Here is an 18,104-nt window from a genome sequence, read left to right on the forward strand (position 1 = left end):
TGTCGGCCCGGGGGCGGCCGCGTCCGGTGGAAGACCAGGGCGTAGGTCGCGAAGCGGTGGCGTCCGGCGAGGACCAGCTCCCGTCCCGGTTGCGCGGAGACCATCCGGAACCCGGCAGGCACCGAGCCTTCGTCCGGTGCTTTCGCCGTTGCGGCGGTTCTCCTCGGGTTCGGCGACCTGACGCGTGCTACGTGTATCGGCGGCCGACCGAGGCGAGCAGGCGGCGTACGGCGAGGGCGTGGCCGCCGGTGTCGATGACGGCGAAGCGGTAGAGCGCGCCGAGGGGGCCGGGGAACCGGGCCCGGGTCTCGGCCCGCAGCAGGGTGTGCCCGGGGCCGGCCGCGTCCAGGTGGAAGACCAGGGCGTACGTCGAGAAGCGGTGGCGTCCGGCGAGGACCAGCTCCCGTCCCGGTTGCGCGGAGACCACCCGGAACCCGGCGAACACCGAGCCCTCGGCCGGCGGCCGGCGCGGGCCGGACACCGAGTGGTCGGCGGCGCCGACCAGGCGTGCGTAGCCGGTCGCGCGCGGGCGCGCGAACGAGCGGTCCAGGATGTCGCCGAGACCGCGCCAGACGGCGTCGGGCCGCGCCGCGACGAGGGTCGTGTGCTCGTCGACGAACGGCAGTGCGGCGATCGCGGCGGGCTTCATACGGGCTCCCCTCAGTCGGCCGTCTTGCGCGCCAGCGCGTTGCTCCCTATCGAATTGTGCACACTGAAGCTCACGGCGTCCGAGCGGTAGCGGTCGTCCGACCACTCCACCGGGCGCCCTTCACGGGTCGTCGTCACCCTGCGGACCCGCAGCAGCGGGCTGGTGCGGCGGATGCCGAGCAGTTCGGCGTCCTGGGCGCCCGCCGCCACCGCGTCTATGACGTGCTCGCCGTAGGCGAAGACCAGGCCAGTGTCCTCGAAGAGCCGCTGCGTGACGGACGGGCAGTCCGGCTCGATGGCCTCGACGGCCGGGGCGATCCAGTCGGCGTACACGGTCCGCTCCAGCAGGACCGGCTCGCCGTCCAGACCGCGCACCCTGAGGACGTGCAGCACGGGCGTCCCGGCGCGCAGTTGGAGGCGCACGGCGTCCTCCTTGGCCGCCGGGCGGTGCTCCTGCGCCACGACGTGACCCGTCGCCTCCCGGCCCATCGCCCGCGCCCACTGCGCGAAGCTGCGCAGTTCCTCGAAGCTCTGGCTGCGGCGGCTGGCCAGCACCACCCTGCGGGCGCCCTGGCGGGAACCGATGAGTCCCTCGGTGGTGAGGGTCGCGACGGCCTGGCGCAGCGTGCCGCGTGAGACGCCGTACTGCGCGGCGAGTTCGGTCTCCGAGGGCAGCCGACTGCCGACTGTGTACTCCTCTCGGTCGATCGCCCGCCGCAGTTCGTCAGCGATCTCCTCGTGTCGCGCAGTCATGCTTCCCCTCTGAGTAGGTCGCTGTGCACAGCGTGACCAGCCTAATCGAGACCTGAGCGTGATCTGAAACGGTCTGGATTGTGCACACAACAAGCGTTCAAAGTTTCTCCGTGGTTTACAGACAGGACACCCGGACCGGGCGTACTGTGACCCAACTTGTTCAGACAAGTTGTCGTCGTCTCATCTCCCTGCTCGTGTGCACCCCTGGAGTGACAGTGACAGTGTTCCTGCCGCGAACCGCCGTTCTCACCGGTGGCCTCGCCGTAGCCGCCGCACTCGCCCTCAGCGCCTGCGGCGCCGCCCCCGACAACGCGTCGACCACCGCCGACGGCAAGAACGCCGCAACCGCCACCTCCGCCGCCGACCTCGGCGGCATGGACGCGCTGGTCAAGGCCGCCAAGAAGGAAGGCACCCTCCACGCCATCGCCCTGCCCCGCGACTGGGCCAACTACGGCGCCCTGATCGACGGTTTCCAGAAGAAGTACGGCATCAAGATCGAGGTCGAGAGCCCCGACGGCTCCAGCCAGGACGAGATCAACGCCGTGACCTCCCGCAAGGGCCAGGACCGGGCCCCCGACGTGCTCGACCTCGGCAGCTCCTTCGCGCTCAGCGCCGCCACGCAGGGCCTGCTCGCGCCGTACAAGGTGGCCTCCTACGGTGACATCCCGGCCGCGCAGAAGGACGCGCAGGCCCGCTGGTACAACGACTACGGCGGTTACATCTCCATCGGCTGCGACGCCAAGCGCGTCAAGAACTGCCCGACCACCTTCAAGGACCTGCTCAAGCCGGAGTACAAGGGCAAGGTCGCCCTCAACGGCAACCCCACCAAGTCCGGTTCGGCCTTCGGCGGCGTCTACGCGGCCGCCCTCGCGAGCGGCGGCTCGTTCGACGACATCCAGCCCGGCCTCGACTTCTTCGCCAAGCTGAAGAAGAACGGCAACTACACGCCCGTCGAGTCGACCCCGGCCACCGTCGAAAAGGGCGAGACGCCGATCAGCATCGACTGGGACTACCTGAACGCCGGTTACGCCGACGAGTTCAAGTCCAAGGGCGTGGACTGGAAGGTCGCGGTGCCCACCGACGGCCAGTTCTCCCAGTACTACTCCCAGGCCATCAACAAGGACGCCCCGCACCCGGCGGCCGCCCGCCTGTGGCAGGAGTACCTCTACAGCGCCGAGGGCCAGAACCTGTGGCTCAAGGGCTACGCCCGCCCGGCCCTGATGACCTCCCTGGAGAAGGCCGGCACCCTCGACAAGACGGCCGCCGCCAAGCTCCCGAAGGTCTCCGGTACGCCGTCCTTCCCGACCGAGGCCCAGCAGAGCAAGGCCAAGACGGTCATCGCGCAGGGCTGGTCGAAGGCCGTCGCCGGATGACCACCGCTCTCACGAGGGTGGACACGGCGCCGCTCGCTTCGCAGAAGCGGCGGCGCCGTGCCCCTGGCTGGCTCGCCGTCGTCCCGCTGCTCGTGTTCACCGCGATCGCCTTCGGGATCCCCGCCCTCGCCATGCTGAACGGCGCCTTCACCGTCAAGGACCAGGCGACGGGCGCCACTTCGTACACCGCCGCGAACCTGACCACCTCGCTGCAGGGGCCGTACCTCACCGCCCTGGTCGGCAGCGTCAAGCTGTCCGCGGTCTCCGCCGCCCTCGGCACGCTGCTCGGGCTGCCGCTCGCGCAGGCCGTCGTGACCTCGCGGTCGCGCGCGCTGCGCGAGGCCGTGCTCACCGCCTCCGGCGTCCTCGCCAACTTCGGCGGTGTCCCGCTGGCCTTCGCCTTCGTCGCCACGCTCGGCAACGCCGGTGTGCTGACCGTGCACCTGGGCCTCGCGGACAAGGGCTGGGACCTCTACAGCTTCTGGGGTCTGGTGCTGGTCTACCTCTACTTCCTGATCCCGCTGATGGTCCTCACCATCACCCCGGCCCTGGACGGCCTGCGCTCCCAGTGGCGCGAGGCCGCCCGGAACAACGGCGCCACCGCCGTCCAGTACTGGCGGCACGTGGCCCTGCCGGTGCTCGCGCCCTCCCTGCTCGGCGGACTCGTCCTGCTCTTCGGCAGCGCCTTCGCCGCCTACGCCACCGCCGCCGCGATGGTGGGCAGCGCGGTCCCGCTGGTCACCCTGCAGATCGCCGACGCCATCTCCGGCAACGTGCTGGTCGGGCAGGAGAACGTGGCCCTCGCGCTCAGCCTCGACATGGTCCTGGTCGCGGGTGTGGTGATGGCCGTGTACCTGCCCCTGCAACGACGGAGCGCCCGATGGCTCGACGCCTGACCCCCTGGCGGTGGGCCGTCCTCGGCCTGGCCGCGCTCTACTTCCTGGTCCCGCTCGCCGCCTCCGTGATCTTCACGGTGGACGTGCCCGGGCAGGGTGTCACCTTCGACGCCTACACGCAGATCGTCTCCGCCGACGGGTTCGTCTCCAGCCTGCTGCTCTCGCTGGAGCTGGCCGCGGCCACCATCGCCGTCGTGCTGCTGCTGATGGTGCCCGCCGTGGTCGCGCTGCGGCTCGGCGCGCCCCGGCTGCGGCCGGTCGTCGAGGTGGTGTGCTCGCTGCCGCTGGTGGTGCCGCCGATCGCGTTCGTCGCCGGTATCGCGACCGTCCTGAAGTGGGGTCCCGACCACCTGTCCCGGACCCCGCTGTTCCAGACGTTCGTGGCGATCCAGAACCCGAGCTTCCCGGTCGTGCTGGTCCTCGCGTACGTCGTGATGGCGCTGCCCTTCGTGTACCGGGCGCTGGACTCCGGGCTGCGCGCGATCGATGTGCGCACCCTCGTCGAGGCCGCGCGCAGCTGCGGCGCCTCCTGGCCGCAGGCCCTGGTCCGGGCCGTGCTGCCCAATCTGCGCGGGGCGCTGCTGAACGCGGCCTTCCTCACGCTGGCGCTGGTGCTCGGCGAGTTCACCGTGGCCCGGCTGCTGGGTTTCCAGCCCTTCGCCGTGTGGATCTACAACGTCGGCGGCTCGCAGGCCCAGATGTCCGTCGCCGTGTCCGTGCTGAGCCTGCTCCTCACATGGGCCCTGCTCCTCGTGCTCGCCGGTGCCGGCGGGCGTACCCGAACCGCTTCGTCCCGGGGATGAACCAATGACCGCCACCACGCTCGACACGACCGTCACGGAGAAGGCCGCCACGGTCGAATTCCGCGGCCTTCGCCGGGAGTTCGGGGCCACCGTGGCCCTCGACGGACTCGACCTCGCCGTGCGGCCGGGCGAGTTCCTCGCGCTGCTCGGCCCCTCCGGCTGCGGCAAGACCACCGCGCTGCGCATGCTCGCCGGGTTCGAACACCCGGACTCCGGCGCCGTGCTGGTGGACGGCGAGGATGTCACCCACGTCCCGGCCCACCGCCGTGACGCCGGGATGGTCTTCCAGTCGTACAGCCTCTTCCCCCATCTCAACGCGGTCGACAACGTGGCCTTCGGGCTGCGCATGCGCAAGGTGCGTACGGCCGAACGGCGGGCGCGTGCCGCCGAGTTGCTGGAGCTGGTCGGCCTGGGCGACAAGGGGGAGCGGTTCCCGCACCAGCTCTCCGGCGGCCAGCAGCAGCGCATCGCGCTGGCCCGCGCGCTCGCCCTGCGCCCGCGCGTGCTGCTGCTCGACGAACCGCTGTCGGCGCTCGACGCCAAGGTCCGGCTGACCCTGCGCGAGGAGATCCGCAGGCTCCAGCAGGAACTCGGCATCACCACCCTCTTCGTGACGCACGACCAGGAGGAGGCGCTGTCCGTCGCCGACCGGGTCGCCGTCATGCGCGCCGGACGGCTCGAGCAGTGCGCCGCCCCCGCCGAGCTGTACGGGCGGCCGGCCACCGCCTTCGTCGCCGAGTTCGTCGGCACGATGAGCCGGATCCCGGGAGTCCTGAAGGACGGCTCGGTCGAGGTGCTCGGGCAGCGGCTGCCGGTCGACGGCGAGGCGCCCGCCACGACCGAGGTCGACGTGCTGGTGCGGCCCGAGGCCGTCCGGGTGGCCGCGGACGACGAGGGCACCGCACGCGTCGTCGCCACGTCCTTCCTGGGCGCGGTCGTCCGGTTGACCGTCAAGCTCGCCGACGGCACCGAGGCCAAGGCCGACCTGCCCGCGTACGAGGCGGCCGGGCTCGGCGCCGGAGCCGCGGTGAGCGTGTCACTGCCGGAGCGCCCGGTGCTCGTGGCCGAGCGCAGCGACCGGTAGCGGACGCACCGACCGGTAAGCGCATTTGTCAGTTCTGCCAGTGAAGAAAGAGAGAAACGTGACCCCCCACCCCCGACTCCCGCTCCAGGCCGTTCTGTTCGACATGGACGGCACGCTCGTCGACACCGAGCGTCTGTGGTGGGAGGCGGTGGAACAGGTCGCCGGGCGCCCGCTGACCGAGGCGGACCAGCCGGAGGTGCTCGGCCGTGCCGTCGAGGACACCGCCGAGTGGCTCGGCGCCGCCACGGGCCGGCCGGCCGACGGCATCGCGCGGGAGCTGCACCGGGAATTCGTCGCCCGGGTCCGCACCGGCATCGTGCCGCGCCCCGGCGCGCTGGACCTGCTGGACGCCCTCGCCCGCGAGGGCATACCCACCGCCCTGGTGACCGCGTCCCCACGCGCGGTCGCCGACACCGTGCTCGAAGCCCTCGGCCCCGGCCGCTTCGCGGCCTCCGTCACCGCCGACGACACCGGCCGCACCAAGCCCGCCCCGGATCCGTACCTCGCCGCCTGCCGCGCCCTCGGTGTCGACCCGGCGGCCTGCGTGGCGGTCGAGGACACCGGTACCGGGGTCAGTTCGGCGGAGGCGGCCGGGTGCGCGGTCCTCGCCGTGCCGTCCCTCGCGCCGATCGAGGCGGCGCCCGGCCGGACCGTACGCGACAGCCTCGTCGCAGTCACCCCGGAGGATCTGCGAGACATGGTCGGATACGAACTGCGCGTCATGACCTGGAACCTGTGGCTCGGCGGCAGCCCGGTCGACGACCACCGCGCCAAGCAGCTCAAGGCGATCCTGGAGAGCGGCGCCGACGTGGTGGGCCTCCAGGAGACCGGCGGCACCGCGGCCCAGGAGCTCGCCGACGCGCTGGGCTGGCACCACCACCGGGCCGGGGAGAACCTGGGCGTCATCAGCCGCTACCCCGTCACCGCCCGCTTCGGCGACCCGGGCGTCGGCTTCTACGGAGCCGCCGGGGTCCGGATCGAGATCACCCCGGGCCGCGAGGTCGACGTCTGGACCGCCCACCTCCACTACACGCCGTACGGGCCCTACGAGTCCGCCTTCGACGGGCTCCCGTCGGACGTGCTCGTCGCCCACGAGGAGGTCCGGCTCGCGCAGCTGCGGGACGCCCTGGACCGGATCGCCGAGTCGAACGGCGACGGCGTGCCCGTCGTCCTCGTCGGCGACTTCAACTGCCCCTCCCATCTGGACTGGCCCGCGGTCGAGTGGCCGGTCACGAAGGCGGCGGAGCGGGCGGGGCTGCGCGACTCCTACCGGGAGGCCCACCCGGACCCGGAAACGGCCCCCGGCCACACCTGGTCCCCGATCCATCCGGTGCACGAGGACGGCAGCGGCCGGCCCGAGCCGCAGGACCGGATCGACTACGTCCTGCACCGGGGTCTGACGGTGCTCGACTCCCGGACGGTGGTCAGCGGCATCCCGCGCCCCTGGCCCGACGTCGCGGGCAACGACTGGCCCTCGGACCACGCCGCGGTGCTCACCACGTTCTCGGTGCCCGGGAACTGATCCGGGGTTACCCGGGGCAACCATTGCGGTGCAGATGACGATCCCGTAGGTTGTGCCGGACTTTCTACTGACTGGTAACACCGGCAGGTATTTCATGCGCTGGCCCGTCGGCCGTCCCACCACTGTCCGCACCCGGATCGTGGCGCTCGCACTCGCTCCGGTCGTCGCCCTGATGGCACTGTGGAGCTTCGCCATGGTGTCGGTCACCGGCGAACTGCGAGCGCTGATCCGGCTCCAGGGGGTGTACGAGGACTTCGGCACCCCCGTGGACACGGCCATCGGCCAGATCCAGATCGAACGGCGGCTCTCCGCCACCTACCTGGGCGCGGGCCACGACACGGCCGCCGCCGGGAATCTGCTGGCCCAGCAGCGCCGTACCGACCGCGCCGTGAGCGCCATGCGCGACGCGATCAGGGACGGCGACCGCAGCCGGCTCAGCGACCGGCAGCGGGCGGCGCTCGACGCGATGCTCCACGCGACCGACGGGCTGGACGAGCTGCGCGACCGGGTCCTGTCCCGGCGGATCTCCTGGGACCGGGCCGTCACCGACTACGGCGCACTCGTCGAGCCCGGCTTCGACGTCCAGTCCACGCTCACCGCCCTGCAGGCCGGGCAGCTCGCCCGGGAGGCGCAGGTCGTCATCGAGCTGGTGCGAGTGCGGGAGTTCGTCTCCCGCGAGGACGCCCTGGTCGCCGGGGCGCGGGCCGCGGGGACGCTGTCCGACCGGCAGTACGACACCCTGACCGCGACGATCGAGGACCGGCGGGTCTTCGAGCGGACGTATGTGCCGGACCTGCCGTCCGACTCGCGCGCGCTGTTCGAGGAGTTCCAGCGCGGCGACCTCCACCGCTCGCTGGTGCGGGGCGAGGACGCGCTGCTGCGGGCCGGCCCGGCACACGCGGGGGAGGCCGTCGCGGCCGGCACCTGGCGTACGACCAGTGACCGGGCCGTCAAGCGCTATATGCAGCTGTGCACCCGCTCCGCCGAGAACTCGGCCGCGCGCGGGCGGGCGTTCGCCTACCGCGAGCTGACCAAGGCGTCCGTGGTCGCGGTGGCCGGGCTGGCCGCCGTGGGAGTGTCGTTGTGGCTCGCGGTGCGCGGGGCCCGGCGGATCTCCCGCCGCCTCGAGACGCTGCGGGACGCCGCCGACGTGCTGAGCACCCGGCAGCTGCCCGATGTGATGCGGCGGTTGAGCGCCGGCGAGGACGTGGACGCGGCCGCGGAGGCGCCGCCGCTGGCCGCCGACGAGGTACGGGCCGACGAGATCGGCCAGGTCGGCCGGTCCTTCAACGCCGCGCGGCTGGCCGCCGTCGAGGCGGCCGTCAAGCAGGCCACCCTGCGGCGCGGGCTGTTCGCGGTGCTCCTCAACATCGCCCGGCGCAACCAGGCGCTCGTCCATCGCCAGCTGAAGCTGGTCGACACGCTGGAGCGGCGCACCGAGGATCCGGACATCCTGCGCCAGCTGTTCCGTATCGACCACCTGACCACGCGTATGCGCCGGCACGCGGAGAGCCTGATCATCCTCTCCGGCGCGGTGCCCGGCCGCAGATGGCGTCGGCCGGTGCCGGTCGCGGACGTGGTGTCGGCCGCGGTGGGTGAGATCGAGGACTACACGCGCGTCGTGGTCCCGCCGATGGCCGAGGTCGGCGTCGCGGCGGACGCCGTGGCCGACGTGGTGCATCTGATCGCCGAGCTCCTGGAGAACGCAACGGTGTTCTCGCCGCCGCACACGCAGGTCACCCTGCGCACCGGCCGGGCGTCCGGCGGCTTCGTCCTGGAGCTGGACGACCGGGGCCTCGGCCTCGACCCCGACCAGCTCGCCGACGCCCATCGCACCCTCACCGACCCGGACGCCTTCGACCCGACCCGGCACGACCGGCTCGGCCTGTACGTCGTGGGCCGCCTCGCCGCCCGCCACGGCATCCAGGTCACCCTGCGGGACTCGCCGTACGGCGGTACGACCGCGGTGGTACTGCTGCCGTCGACGGTCCTGGCGGAGCCGGAGCCGGAAGCCGGTGACGCGAGCCCGGACCCGGACACGTCGGTACCCAGCCTGCCGTCACGGCGCGGGCCGGGTGCCCCCGGCAGTGAGGAGCGGCCACGGGCACAGACCCCGGCGCCCCAGCACGGTCGAGCCGACGGCCACTCGGCGGCCGCCGACCGGGCGGACGCCGACCGGGCGGAGGGCCGTCGGACGGAGGCTTCGGCCGCTGAGCACGGCCGGGTGCAGGACATGACGGCCGAGTCCGGTCGGATGATGCGCCTGGTGACGGAAGGCGGCCGGGTGAGGGGGCCGGTGGAGGGCGGCCGGGTGAGCGAGCCCACGGAGGGCGGCGGCCCCGCTCCCGACGCGGACGCTCCCGCTCTGCCCACCCGCGTCCGGCAGGCCTCGCTGGCCGCACCTTTGCGCGACGACCCGCCGCCCCGGGATGCCGCTCCGGAGCGCGAGGTCGACGCCGAGGAGATGCGGGCGGTCTTCGGTGCTTTCCAGCGCGGCCTCGAACGGGGCCGCAAGGGCCTGCCCACGACCACTGACGCCGACGAAGGGACGGACTCCGAGGATGCACGGTGACGAGACGACACACGGTGACGAACAGACTCATGAGCAGCTCGCCGGAGCACCCGACGCAGGCCTCGGCTGGCTGCTCGACGACCTCGTGGCCAGGACCGACCACGTCCGCCAGGCCGTGCTGCTCACCGCGGACGGCCTCCCGCTGAGCGCCTCGGAGGGTATGCGCAGACGGGACATCGAGCACCTCGCCGCCGTCTGCTCCGGCTTCCACAGCCTGGCCCGCTCGGCGGGGGAGCGGTTCGAGGCCGGAGAGGTACGGCAGACGATGGTGATGCTCGACGACGCCTACCTCTTCATCACCCCGGCCGGCGACGGCAGCCGCCTGGCCGTGCTCAGCGAGGTACAGACCGACGTCGGACAGTTGGCCCACGAGATGGCGCTGCTCGTCCGCCGCCTCGGCCGTCACCTGGACGCCGCCGCACGCTCGGCCACCTGATCCGGCCGTGAGCGACGACCACTGGTACGAGGACGAGACCGGGTCGATGGTGCGCCCCTACACCGTCACCCGGGGCCGCACCCGGCCCTCGGAGCGGCACACCATCGACCTGATGTCCCGGGTCACCGCCCTGGAGACGGACACGGCGCAGCCCGGCGTCGACCACGCCCGCACCGCCCTGCTCGACCTGGTGCGCCGCGGCCCGCGCCCGGTCGTCGAGCTCGCCGCGGACGCCGACCTGCCCCTGACCGTCGTACGTGTGCTGCTCGGCGACCTGGCCGAGGCCGGGCTGGTGCGCATCGACGAGCCGCGCCGCCTGCCGGTCTCCGGCCCCGCGGCCGACCCGGAACTGCTCCAAGAGATCGTCGAGCGACTGCGCGAGCTCTGACAGCGGCGGCGATCGTACGGAGCCCGCTTGGGGGCGTTTTCGCAGGTCAGGTCGGTGGGCTGGAATTCGCGGTCGAGGATCGACCGGATCCGTGGCCCGAGGGCACGCAACGAATCGCCGCTCGGTGGCGGGTGCACGCAACGAACCGCTCACCGGCGCGCAACGGCTCCTCCTTGTCCGGCCGAGGCCGCCGAACGTACCTTCTAACTGGCCCCCAAACCCCTCCGTACCGGTGAGGAACACGCATGCGCACCGCCCTGCTCCAGAGCTCCGGCCGCCCCGGCTCCACCGTCGAGAACCTCAAGGTCCTCGACGAGGCCGCGGGCCGTGCCGCCGCAGCGGGCGCCGCACTGCTCTGCGCGCCGGAGATGTTCCTCACCGGGTACGCGATCGGCGACGACATCGGCCGCCTGGCCGAGCCCGCCGACGGCGACTCGGCCGACGCGATCGCCGAGCTCGCCACCCGGCACGGCCTGGCCATCGCCTACGGCTACCCGGAGCGCGACGGCGACGCGGTCTACAACTCCGTCCAGCTGATCTCCGCGGACGGCACCCGCCTCGCGAACTACCGAAAGACCCACCTCTTCGGCTGCTTCGAGCGCGACCACTTCGCCCCGGGCGACCAGCCGGTCGTCCAGGCCGAGCTGAACGGCCTGACCGTCGGCCTGATGATCTGCTACGACGTCGAGTTCCCGGAGAACGTCCGCGCCCACGCCCTGGCCGGCACCGACCTCCTCGTCGTCCCGACGGCCCAGATGCATCCGTTCCAGTTCGTCGCCGAGTCCCTCGTCCCGGTGCGGGCCTGGGAGAACCAGATGTACGTGGCGTACGTCAACCGGGTCGGTCCGGAGGGCGAGTTCGAGTTCGTCGGACTGTCCGTCCTCGCCGGTCCCGACGGAGTCGCCCGCACCCGGGCCGGCCGCGGTGAGGAGCTCGTCCTCGCCGACGTCGACCCCGCCTTCCTGGCCGCCTCCCGCGAGGCGAACCCGTATCTGCAGGACCGCCGCCCCGGCCTCTACGGGTCGCTCGTCTGAACCTCCAGCTCTCCCCGAACGTCTCCCCAGAACCTCCCCCGAGTTCTTCCCGCGCAAGGAGTCCGTACCCCATGACGTCCACGGTGCCCAACGCCGTCCAGCACGCCGACGAGCAGCAGCCGCCGATCACCATGTTCGGCCCGGACTTCCCGTACGCGTACGACGACTTCCTCGCCCACCCGGCGGGCCTCGGCCAGATCCCCGCGACCGAGCACGGCACCGAGATCGCGGTCATCGGCGGCGGTCTGTCCGGCATCGTGGCCGCCTACGAGCTGATGAAGATGGGCCTCAAGCCCGTCGTCTACGAGGCCGACCAGCTCGGTGGCCGGCTGCGCACCGTCGGCTTCGAGGGCTGCGACGAGTCGCTCAACTGCGAGCTGGGCGCGATGCGCTTCCCGCCGTCCTCCACCGCCCTCCAGCACTACATCGACCTGGTCGGCCTGGAGACCAGGCCCTTCCCGAACCCGCTGGCCGAGGCCACCCCCTCGACCGTCGTGGACCTGAAGGGCGAGTCGCACTACGCCGAGACCATCGACGACCTGCCCCAGGTCTACCGTGACGTCGCCGAGGCCTGGAACAAGTGCCTCGACGAGGGCGCCGACTTCTCCGACATGAACCGCGCCATGCGCGAGCGGGACGTGCCGCGCATCCGCGAGATCTGGGCGAAGCTGGTCGAGAAGCTCGACAACCAGACCTTCTACGGCTTCCTCTGCGAGTCCGAGGCCTTCAAGTCCTTCCGGCACCGCGAGATCTTCGGCCAGGTCGGCTTCGGCACCGGCGGCTGGGACACCGACTTCCCGAACTCCATCCTGGAGATCCTGCGCGTCGTCTACACCGAGGCCGACGACCACCACCGCGGCATCGTCGGCGGCTCCCAGCAGCTGCCGGTGCGGCTGTGGGAGCGCGAGCCGGAGAAGATCGTCCACTGGCCGTACGGCACCTCGCTGAAGTCCCTGCACGAGAACGGCGAGCCGCGCCCGGCCGTGACCCGGCTGCACCGCACCGCGGGCAACCAGATCACCGTGACGGACGCGAACGGCGACATCCGCACCTTCAAGGCGGCCATCTTCACCGCCCAGTCCTGGATGCTGCTGTCCAAGATCGCCTGCGACGACTCGCTCTTCCCGATCGACCACTGGACGGCCATCGAGCGGACCCACTACATGGAGTCCAGCAAGCTCTTCGTTCCGGTCGACCGGCCGTTCTGGCTGGACAAGGCCGTCGACGACGAGGGAAATCCGACCGGCCGGGACGTGATGTCGATGACACTCACCGACCGCATGACGCGCGGCACCTACCTGCTGGACGACGGTCCGGACAAGCCCGCCGTCATCTGCCTCTCCTACACCTGGTGCGACGACAGCCTGAAGTGGCTGCCGCTGTCCGCGAACGAGCGGATGGAGGTCATGCTGAAGTCGCTCGGCGAGATCTACCCCAACGTCGACATCAGGAAGCACATCATCGGCAACCCGGTGACCGTCTCCTGGGAGAACGAGCCCTACTTCATGGGCGCGTTCAAGGCCAACCTGCCCGGCCACTACCGCTACCAGCGCCGCCTTTACACCCACTTCATGCAGGACCGGCTGCCCGAGGACAAGCGGGGCATCTTCCTGGCCGGCGACGACATCTCGTGGACTGCCGGCTGGGCCGAGGGTGCCGTCCAGACCGCGCTGAACGCGGTCTGGGGCGTCATGCACCACTTCGGCGGCACGACCGACGCGGCCAACCCGGGCCCGGGTGACGTCTACGACGAGATCGCGCCGGTCGAGCTCCCCGAGGACTAGGCCCTGTCCTAGACCCCGGCCGCGCGGGCCTTCTCGTAGACCTCCGAGGCGACCTCCTTGAGCTCCTGAGCGTCCCGCGCGGAGCCCTGGAGGTCGACGAGGATCTCTTCCAGGCCGATCGCCGCGTGCGCGGCCAGGTCCTCCACGATCTGGTCCGCGTTGCCCTGGAACGGGCGGCGGTCGGGGCCGTCGTAGGGCTTGGCCGAGTGGGCGGCGTTGACCCGCAGGACCGTCTGGATCGGCTCCTTGCGCCCGCGCTCGGCCGCCAGGTCCTGCAGCTCGGCCCACTGGGCGGCGATCTGCTCTACGCCCATCCCCACCGGCAGCCAGCCGTCGGCGTGGTCGACGAGCCGGGTCAGCGCCCGCTTGTTGCTCGCGGCCAGCAGGATGGGGATCGGCCGGGCGGGCTTGGGCCCGACCACGGCCGACTCGATCTTGGTGAGTCGGCCGTCGTAGCGCACCGGGTCGGGACCCCACACCGCGCGGCAGACCTCGATGATCTCGTCGAGCACCTTGCCACGCTCCGCGATGGGCCGGATGCCGGCGGCCGCGTACTCGTCCAGCGACCAGCCCGTGCCGAATCCGGCGATCACCCGTCCGCCGCTCGCCGCGTCCAGCGTGGCGAGGGACTTGGCCAGCTGGAAGGGCTGGTGCAGAGGCGCGACGAGCACGCTCGAGCCCAGCCGGACCCGCTCGGTCGCCCCGGCCGCGAGCGTCAGCGTGATCAGCGGCTCGGCCACGCCGCGGTAGGAGTCCGGCCAGGGCATGCCCTCGATGCCGTACAGGCCCTGGGTCGCGGGCTCCGGGAACAGGGCCCGCTCGTACACCCAGAGGCTGTCGTATCCGATCTGCTCGGCGGTGCGTGCCACGTCGGGCACGTCCTTGCCGAGGGCGTACTGCCGATTCTGCGGAAGGCTGAGTCCGAGCCTGGTCGCCATGTGCCGAGTGCTCCTTCGAGATCGGTTGCGGCCTCAACCTACAGTGATCACAGCGGAGTTCCGGTGAGGCATGGCGGGGATGGCCGGATCGGGTCCCTCAGTCGGCGAGCGGGGTCAGCAGCATGCGCCCCGCGAAGCCCACGGCCGCGTCCAGGCGCTCGGTGAACTCCTCGGCGACGTCCTCGAACCGGCGCAGCGCCCACAGCGCCCGCGCCGTCGACCAGGTTGCCTCCCGGGCGCGCTCCAGGCTCCATGAGCCGAGCAGATGGGTGAGCGGGTCGGCGATCTGGAGCAGATCGGGCCCGGGCATCAGATCCTCGCGGATGCGCTCCTCCAGCGACACGAGGAGGTCGCCCACACGGTCGAACTCGTCCTCCAGATCGGCCGGTTCGCAGCCGAGCGTACGACAGGTGTCCACGACGGCGAGCGCCAGATCGTGGCCGATGTGCGCGTTGATGCCCGCGAGCGCGAACTGCAGGGGTCGTACACCGGGATGGCGGCGGAGCTGGAACAGCGGCCGCCAGCAGGCCGGCGGACGGCGGTCGTCCGCGACCGCGTCCACCGCGGCCAGATACCGCTCCGCGAACCGCACGTCCAGCGCGGTCGCCGCCCGCGGGTCCGCGAACTGCCCGGCGTCCAGACGCCGTTCGACCTCCTCGGTGACGGCCAGGTAGACGCGGTTGAACACCGCGACCCCGTCCCGCTCGGGCAGGGCCGAGTCCAGGAGGCGCATCCGGGCGACGACGGTGTCGACGGGAGTGCTGAAGTGTTCCAACTGCGGCATGGGGGAAGGGTCCCAGCCCTAGGCTGACCGGCGTGCCGACGGGCCCGGCGCTTCCTCACAACGGGGGAACGCCCCGTCGCGCGAGTGCAAGGTGGGGGAGGGGAGCGGCACCGTGTCAGGCTTACGTGCCCGCCGCCTGGCCGCCCGCAGGGCCGAACGCAGACGCGCCGTCCGGCGCGGCGCGATGGTGGCGGTGGCCTCGGTCGTGACCGCCGTCGGCACCGCGACCGGGGTGCTCTCGGCGCTCGACGCCGGGCGCGGCTCCGACCGGGCCCGGCCCGAGATCACGCACACGACGAGCCGGGCGCCGTTGCCCGCGGTGCCGTCGGCATCCGCCCCGACCGCTCCGGCCGCTTCCCCCTCCGTCAAGAAGGAGACGACGACGCCCGCGCCGTCCCCCACCCGCAGCGCACGCAAGGAGCGGACCACCGTCGTGTCCCACCGCCTCTACCGGCACCCGGATTCCCAAGTCCTCGACTGGGTCCGGTCCCACCCCGACGACCCCCGCACCGCGCTCATCGAAGCCCGCATCGCCGCCCAGCCGGCCGCGGTGTGGTTCACCGACCACACCCCGGCGACCATCGCCTCGCGGGTGCGCGCGGTAACCTCGGCGGCCGCCGCGCAGGGCCGGGTGCCGGTGCTCGTGCCGTATGCGATCCCGGACCGCGACTGCGGCGGCGCCTCCCAGGGCGGCGCGCCCGATCTCGCCGCGTACGACGCCTGGATCGACGCCTTCGCCCAGGGGCTGGGCTCCGGCGAGGTCGTCATCGTCCTGGAGCCGGACTCGATCGCCCAGTCCGACTGCCTCCCGGCCGCGGACCGCGCCGACCGGTTCGCCTCGCTGGCCCGCGCGGGCCGGGTCCTGAAGTCCGCCGACCCCAGGGCGCGGGTCTACTACGACGCCGGCCACTCGGGCTGGAACCCGGCCGGTCGGCAGGCGGCCCTGCTCAGGCAGGCGGGCGCCGCGTCGCCCGACTCCTCCGACGGCATCTTCAGCAATGTCTCCAACTTCCACACCACCGCCGACGAGATCGCCTACGACCGCCGGATCCTCGACGCCCTCGACGGTCCCGCCGGCCTCGGCGCGGTGATCGACACCAGCCGCAACGGCAACGGCGCCCCGGCGGACGGCGAGTGGTGCGACCCGGCCGGCCGCCGGATCGGCCGCACCCCCACCCTGAACACCGGTGAGCCGCGCGTCGACGCCTATCTATGGGTGAAGCCGCCGGGGGAGTCGGACGGCTGCAGGGGAGCGGCCGGGACGTTCACCCCGTCGTACGCCTACGAACTGGCCCAGTGAGCGCGGGCCCGTTCGCGGGCATGGACGCACCAGGGAGACCGGCCCGGCAGGCGAAGAATCCGGCCACCAGGAGGCCCGCCGCCGGGCTGCCCGGAGTGGTGTGGGGGCGGCACGCGGCCGGTTCGGCGAACGTGTCGAGTACGGCCCGGACCCGGTCCGGGGTCCAGGGCGGCGGCCAGGCACGCCGCGAGAGATCCTCCAGGACGAGCAGCGGAAACGCTCCGTCGGCCCAGCCCAGCAGCCGGGGCTTGAACGGATCCGCCGAGGTCCCCCATGACGGCGTCGGCTCATGAACCGGCGCGGTCGCTCTCCTCGTCGTACGACGACGTGCCCTCGTCCAGCAGCGGCTCCTCGACCTTGAGGTGGGCGGGTGCCAGGAGACGCAGCGAGTGGTAGCCGGTGATGACCACCAGCGTGCCCAACGCGATGCCGCTGAGGGAGAAGTTGGCGCTGAACTTCATCGTGACGTTGCCGACGCCGATGATGATGCCCGCGGCGGCCGGCACGAGGTTCAGCGGATTGCGCAGATCGACCCGGGCGTTGGTCCAGATCTGCGCGCCGAGCAGGCCGATCATGCCGTACAGGATGACGGTGATGCCGCCGAGGACACCGCCCGGGACGGCGGCGACGACCGCGCCGAACTTGGGGCACAGGCCGAAGAGCAGCGCGAAGCAGGCGGCGGCCCAGTACGCGGCGGTCGAGTAGACGCGGGTCGCGGCCATCACGCCGATGTTCTCGGAGTACGTGGTGTTGGGCGGGCCACCCACCGCGGTGGACAGCATCGACCCCACGCCGTCGGCCGAGATCGCGGTGCCGAGCTTGTCGTCAAGGCGCTCGCCGGTCATCTCGCCGACCGCCTTGACGTGTCCGGCGTTCTCGGCGACCAGGGCGATGACGACCGGGAGCGCGACCAGGACCGCCGACCACTGGAAGGACGGGCCGTGGAAGGACGGCAGCCCGACCCAGTCGGCCTTGCCGACGCCGGAGAGGTCGAGCCGCCAGTGGTCGGTGAGCCGGCCGCTCGCGTCCACCGAGTGGATCTTCCCGAAGACCTGGTCGAAGGCCCAGGAGATGCCGTACCCGAAGATCAGGCCCAGGAAGATCGCGATGCGGGACCAGAAACCACGCAGACAGACGACCGCCAGACCGGTGAACAGCATCACCAGCAGCGCCGTCCACTGGTCCTGCGGCCAGTACGTGGACGCGGTCACCGGAGCGAGGTTGAAGCCGATCAGCATCACGACCGCGCCGGTGACGATCGGCGGCATCGTGGCATGGATGATCCGCGCTCCGAAGCGCTGCACGGCAAGCCCGGCCAGGAACAGCGCGACGCCGACGACGAAGACCGCACCGGTCACGGTCGCGCTCGTGCCGCCCTGCGCGCGGATCACCGCGGCCACGCCCACGAAGGAGAGCGAGCAGCCCAGGTAGCTGGGGATCCGGCCGCGAGTGGCGAGCAGGAAGACCACGGTCGCGACGCCGGACATCATGATCGCGAGGTTGGGGTCCAGTCCCATCAGGACGGGGGCCACGAAGGACGCGCCGAACATGGCCACCACGTGCTGGGCGCCGAGTCCCACCGTGCGCGGCCAGGAGAGCCGTTCGTCGGGGCGCACCACCGCTCCGGGCTCGGGCGTACGCCCGTCGCCGTGCAGCTTCCAGCGGACGCCGAGGTTCATGGTGGGACTTCGCTTTCTCTGTACGTGAAGACGGTCCGGACCATTGTCAGGGGTACCTGGTGGTTCTACGCTCGCACGGTCCTACTCATGAACTACGTTCACACTTATGA

General features: G+C 72.0%; 16 protein-coding genes. 11 read left to right on the plus strand and 5 right to left on the minus strand.

Going from position 1 to position 18,104, the window contains the following annotated elements; genetic code table 11:
- Positions 1-187: 187 nt before the first annotated feature.
- Both Q8A52_RS39625 and Q8A52_RS39630 read right to left on the minus strand, forming a co-directional pair.
- Positions 188-649, minus strand: a complete 462-nt coding sequence (locus Q8A52_RS39625; RefSeq protein WP_316761045.1) for a hypothetical protein — start codon at positions 647-649, stop codon at positions 188-190.
- 11 nt (positions 650-660) lie between these two features.
- Entirely contained in the window at positions 661-1,401 is a 741-nt protein-coding gene (locus Q8A52_RS39630) for a GntR family transcriptional regulator (protein ID WP_316761048.1), read from the minus strand.
- Positions 1,402-1,616: 215 nt separating this feature from the next.
- On the opposite strand from Q8A52_RS39630, the gene Q8A52_RS39635 reads away from it, so the two are divergent.
- From Q8A52_RS39635 to Q8A52_RS39680, 10 genes are all read left to right on the plus strand, one after another.
- Complete coding sequence (locus tag Q8A52_RS39635) at positions 1,617-2,774, plus strand: ABC transporter substrate-binding protein (protein WP_316761051.1); 1,158 nt, start codon at positions 1,617-1,619, stop codon at positions 2,772-2,774.
- A complete protein-coding gene (locus Q8A52_RS39640) occupies positions 2,771-3,670 on the plus strand; it encodes an ABC transporter permease (protein WP_316761053.1) in 900 nt (299 codons plus the stop codon). The genes Q8A52_RS39635 and Q8A52_RS39640 overlap by 4 nt, the downstream gene beginning before the upstream one ends.
- Positions 3,655-4,473, plus strand: coding sequence for an ABC transporter permease (locus Q8A52_RS39645; protein ID WP_316761054.1), 819 nt, complete (start codon positions 3,655-3,657; stop codon positions 4,471-4,473). Before Q8A52_RS39640 ends, Q8A52_RS39645 begins: the two co-directional genes overlap by 16 nt.
- A gap of 4 nt (positions 4,474-4,477) precedes the next feature.
- Positions 4,478-5,557 carry an ABC transporter ATP-binding protein gene (locus tag Q8A52_RS39650; protein ID WP_316761058.1) on the plus strand — a complete coding sequence of 360 codons (1,080 nt, stop codon included), beginning with the start codon at positions 4,478-4,480 and terminating at the stop codon, positions 5,555-5,557.
- Positions 5,558-5,615: 58 nt separating this feature from the next.
- The gene (locus Q8A52_RS39655; RefSeq protein WP_316761060.1) at positions 5,616-7,079 is read left to right on the plus strand and encodes an HAD-IA family hydrolase; all 1,464 of its coding nucleotides are present in this window, start codon (positions 5,616-5,618) and stop codon (positions 7,077-7,079) included.
- A 94-nt stretch (positions 7,080-7,173) separates the two neighbouring features.
- The gene (locus tag Q8A52_RS39660; protein ID WP_316761063.1) at positions 7,174-9,651 is read left to right on the plus strand and encodes a sensor histidine kinase; all 2,478 of its coding nucleotides are present in this window, start codon (positions 7,174-7,176) and stop codon (positions 9,649-9,651) included.
- Positions 9,641-10,087, plus strand: coding sequence for a roadblock/LC7 domain-containing protein (locus tag Q8A52_RS39665; protein ID WP_316761065.1), 447 nt, complete (start codon positions 9,641-9,643; stop codon positions 10,085-10,087). The genes Q8A52_RS39660 and Q8A52_RS39665 overlap by 11 nt, the downstream gene beginning before the upstream one ends.
- A 7-nt stretch (positions 10,088-10,094) precedes the next feature.
- A complete protein-coding gene (locus Q8A52_RS39670; protein ID WP_316761067.1) occupies positions 10,095-10,475 on the plus strand; it encodes a DUF742 domain-containing protein in 381 nt (126 codons plus the stop codon).
- 245 nt (positions 10,476-10,720) lie between these two features.
- Positions 10,721-11,509 carry a carbon-nitrogen hydrolase family protein gene (locus tag Q8A52_RS39675; protein WP_316761069.1) on the plus strand — a complete coding sequence of 263 codons (789 nt, stop codon included), beginning with the start codon at positions 10,721-10,723 and terminating at the stop codon, positions 11,507-11,509.
- A gap of 71 nt (positions 11,510-11,580) precedes the next feature.
- On the plus strand, positions 11,581-13,293 hold the full coding sequence (locus tag Q8A52_RS39680) for a flavin monoamine oxidase family protein (RefSeq protein WP_316761072.1): 1,713 nt from the start codon (positions 11,581-11,583) through the stop codon (positions 13,291-13,293).
- Positions 13,294-13,301: 8 nt separating this feature from the next.
- Here the strand turns inward: Q8A52_RS39680 and Q8A52_RS39685 are convergent, their stop codons facing one another.
- Together Q8A52_RS39685 and Q8A52_RS39690 are read right to left on the minus strand one after the other, a co-directional pair.
- Positions 13,302-14,231, minus strand: coding sequence for an LLM class F420-dependent oxidoreductase (locus Q8A52_RS39685; RefSeq protein WP_316761075.1), 930 nt, complete (start codon positions 14,229-14,231; stop codon positions 13,302-13,304).
- Positions 14,232-14,328: 97 nt separating this feature from the next.
- The gene (locus Q8A52_RS39690; RefSeq protein ID WP_316761078.1) at positions 14,329-15,015 is read right to left on the minus strand and encodes a DUF5995 family protein; all 687 of its coding nucleotides are present in this window, start codon (positions 15,013-15,015) and stop codon (positions 14,329-14,331) included.
- A 184-nt stretch (positions 15,016-15,199) separates the two neighbouring features.
- Here Q8A52_RS39690 and Q8A52_RS39695 point away from each other — a divergent pair, with 184 nt between their 5' ends.
- The gene (locus Q8A52_RS39695; protein WP_316761248.1) at positions 15,200-16,315 is read left to right on the plus strand and encodes a glycoside hydrolase family 6 protein; all 1,116 of its coding nucleotides are present in this window, start codon (positions 15,200-15,202) and stop codon (positions 16,313-16,315) included.
- A gap of 287 nt (positions 16,316-16,602) precedes the next feature.
- Here Q8A52_RS39695 and Q8A52_RS39700 read toward each other — a convergent pair whose 3' ends face one another.
- A complete protein-coding gene (locus Q8A52_RS39700; RefSeq protein WP_316761081.1) occupies positions 16,603-17,994 on the minus strand; it encodes a uracil-xanthine permease family protein in 1,392 nt (463 codons plus the stop codon).
- Positions 17,995-18,104: the final 110 nt, after the last annotated feature.

It is taken from the genome of Streptomyces herbicida (assembly GCF_032656585.1).
Classification (GTDB): domain Bacteria; phylum Actinomycetota; class Actinomycetes; order Streptomycetales; family Streptomycetaceae; genus Streptomyces; species Streptomyces herbicida.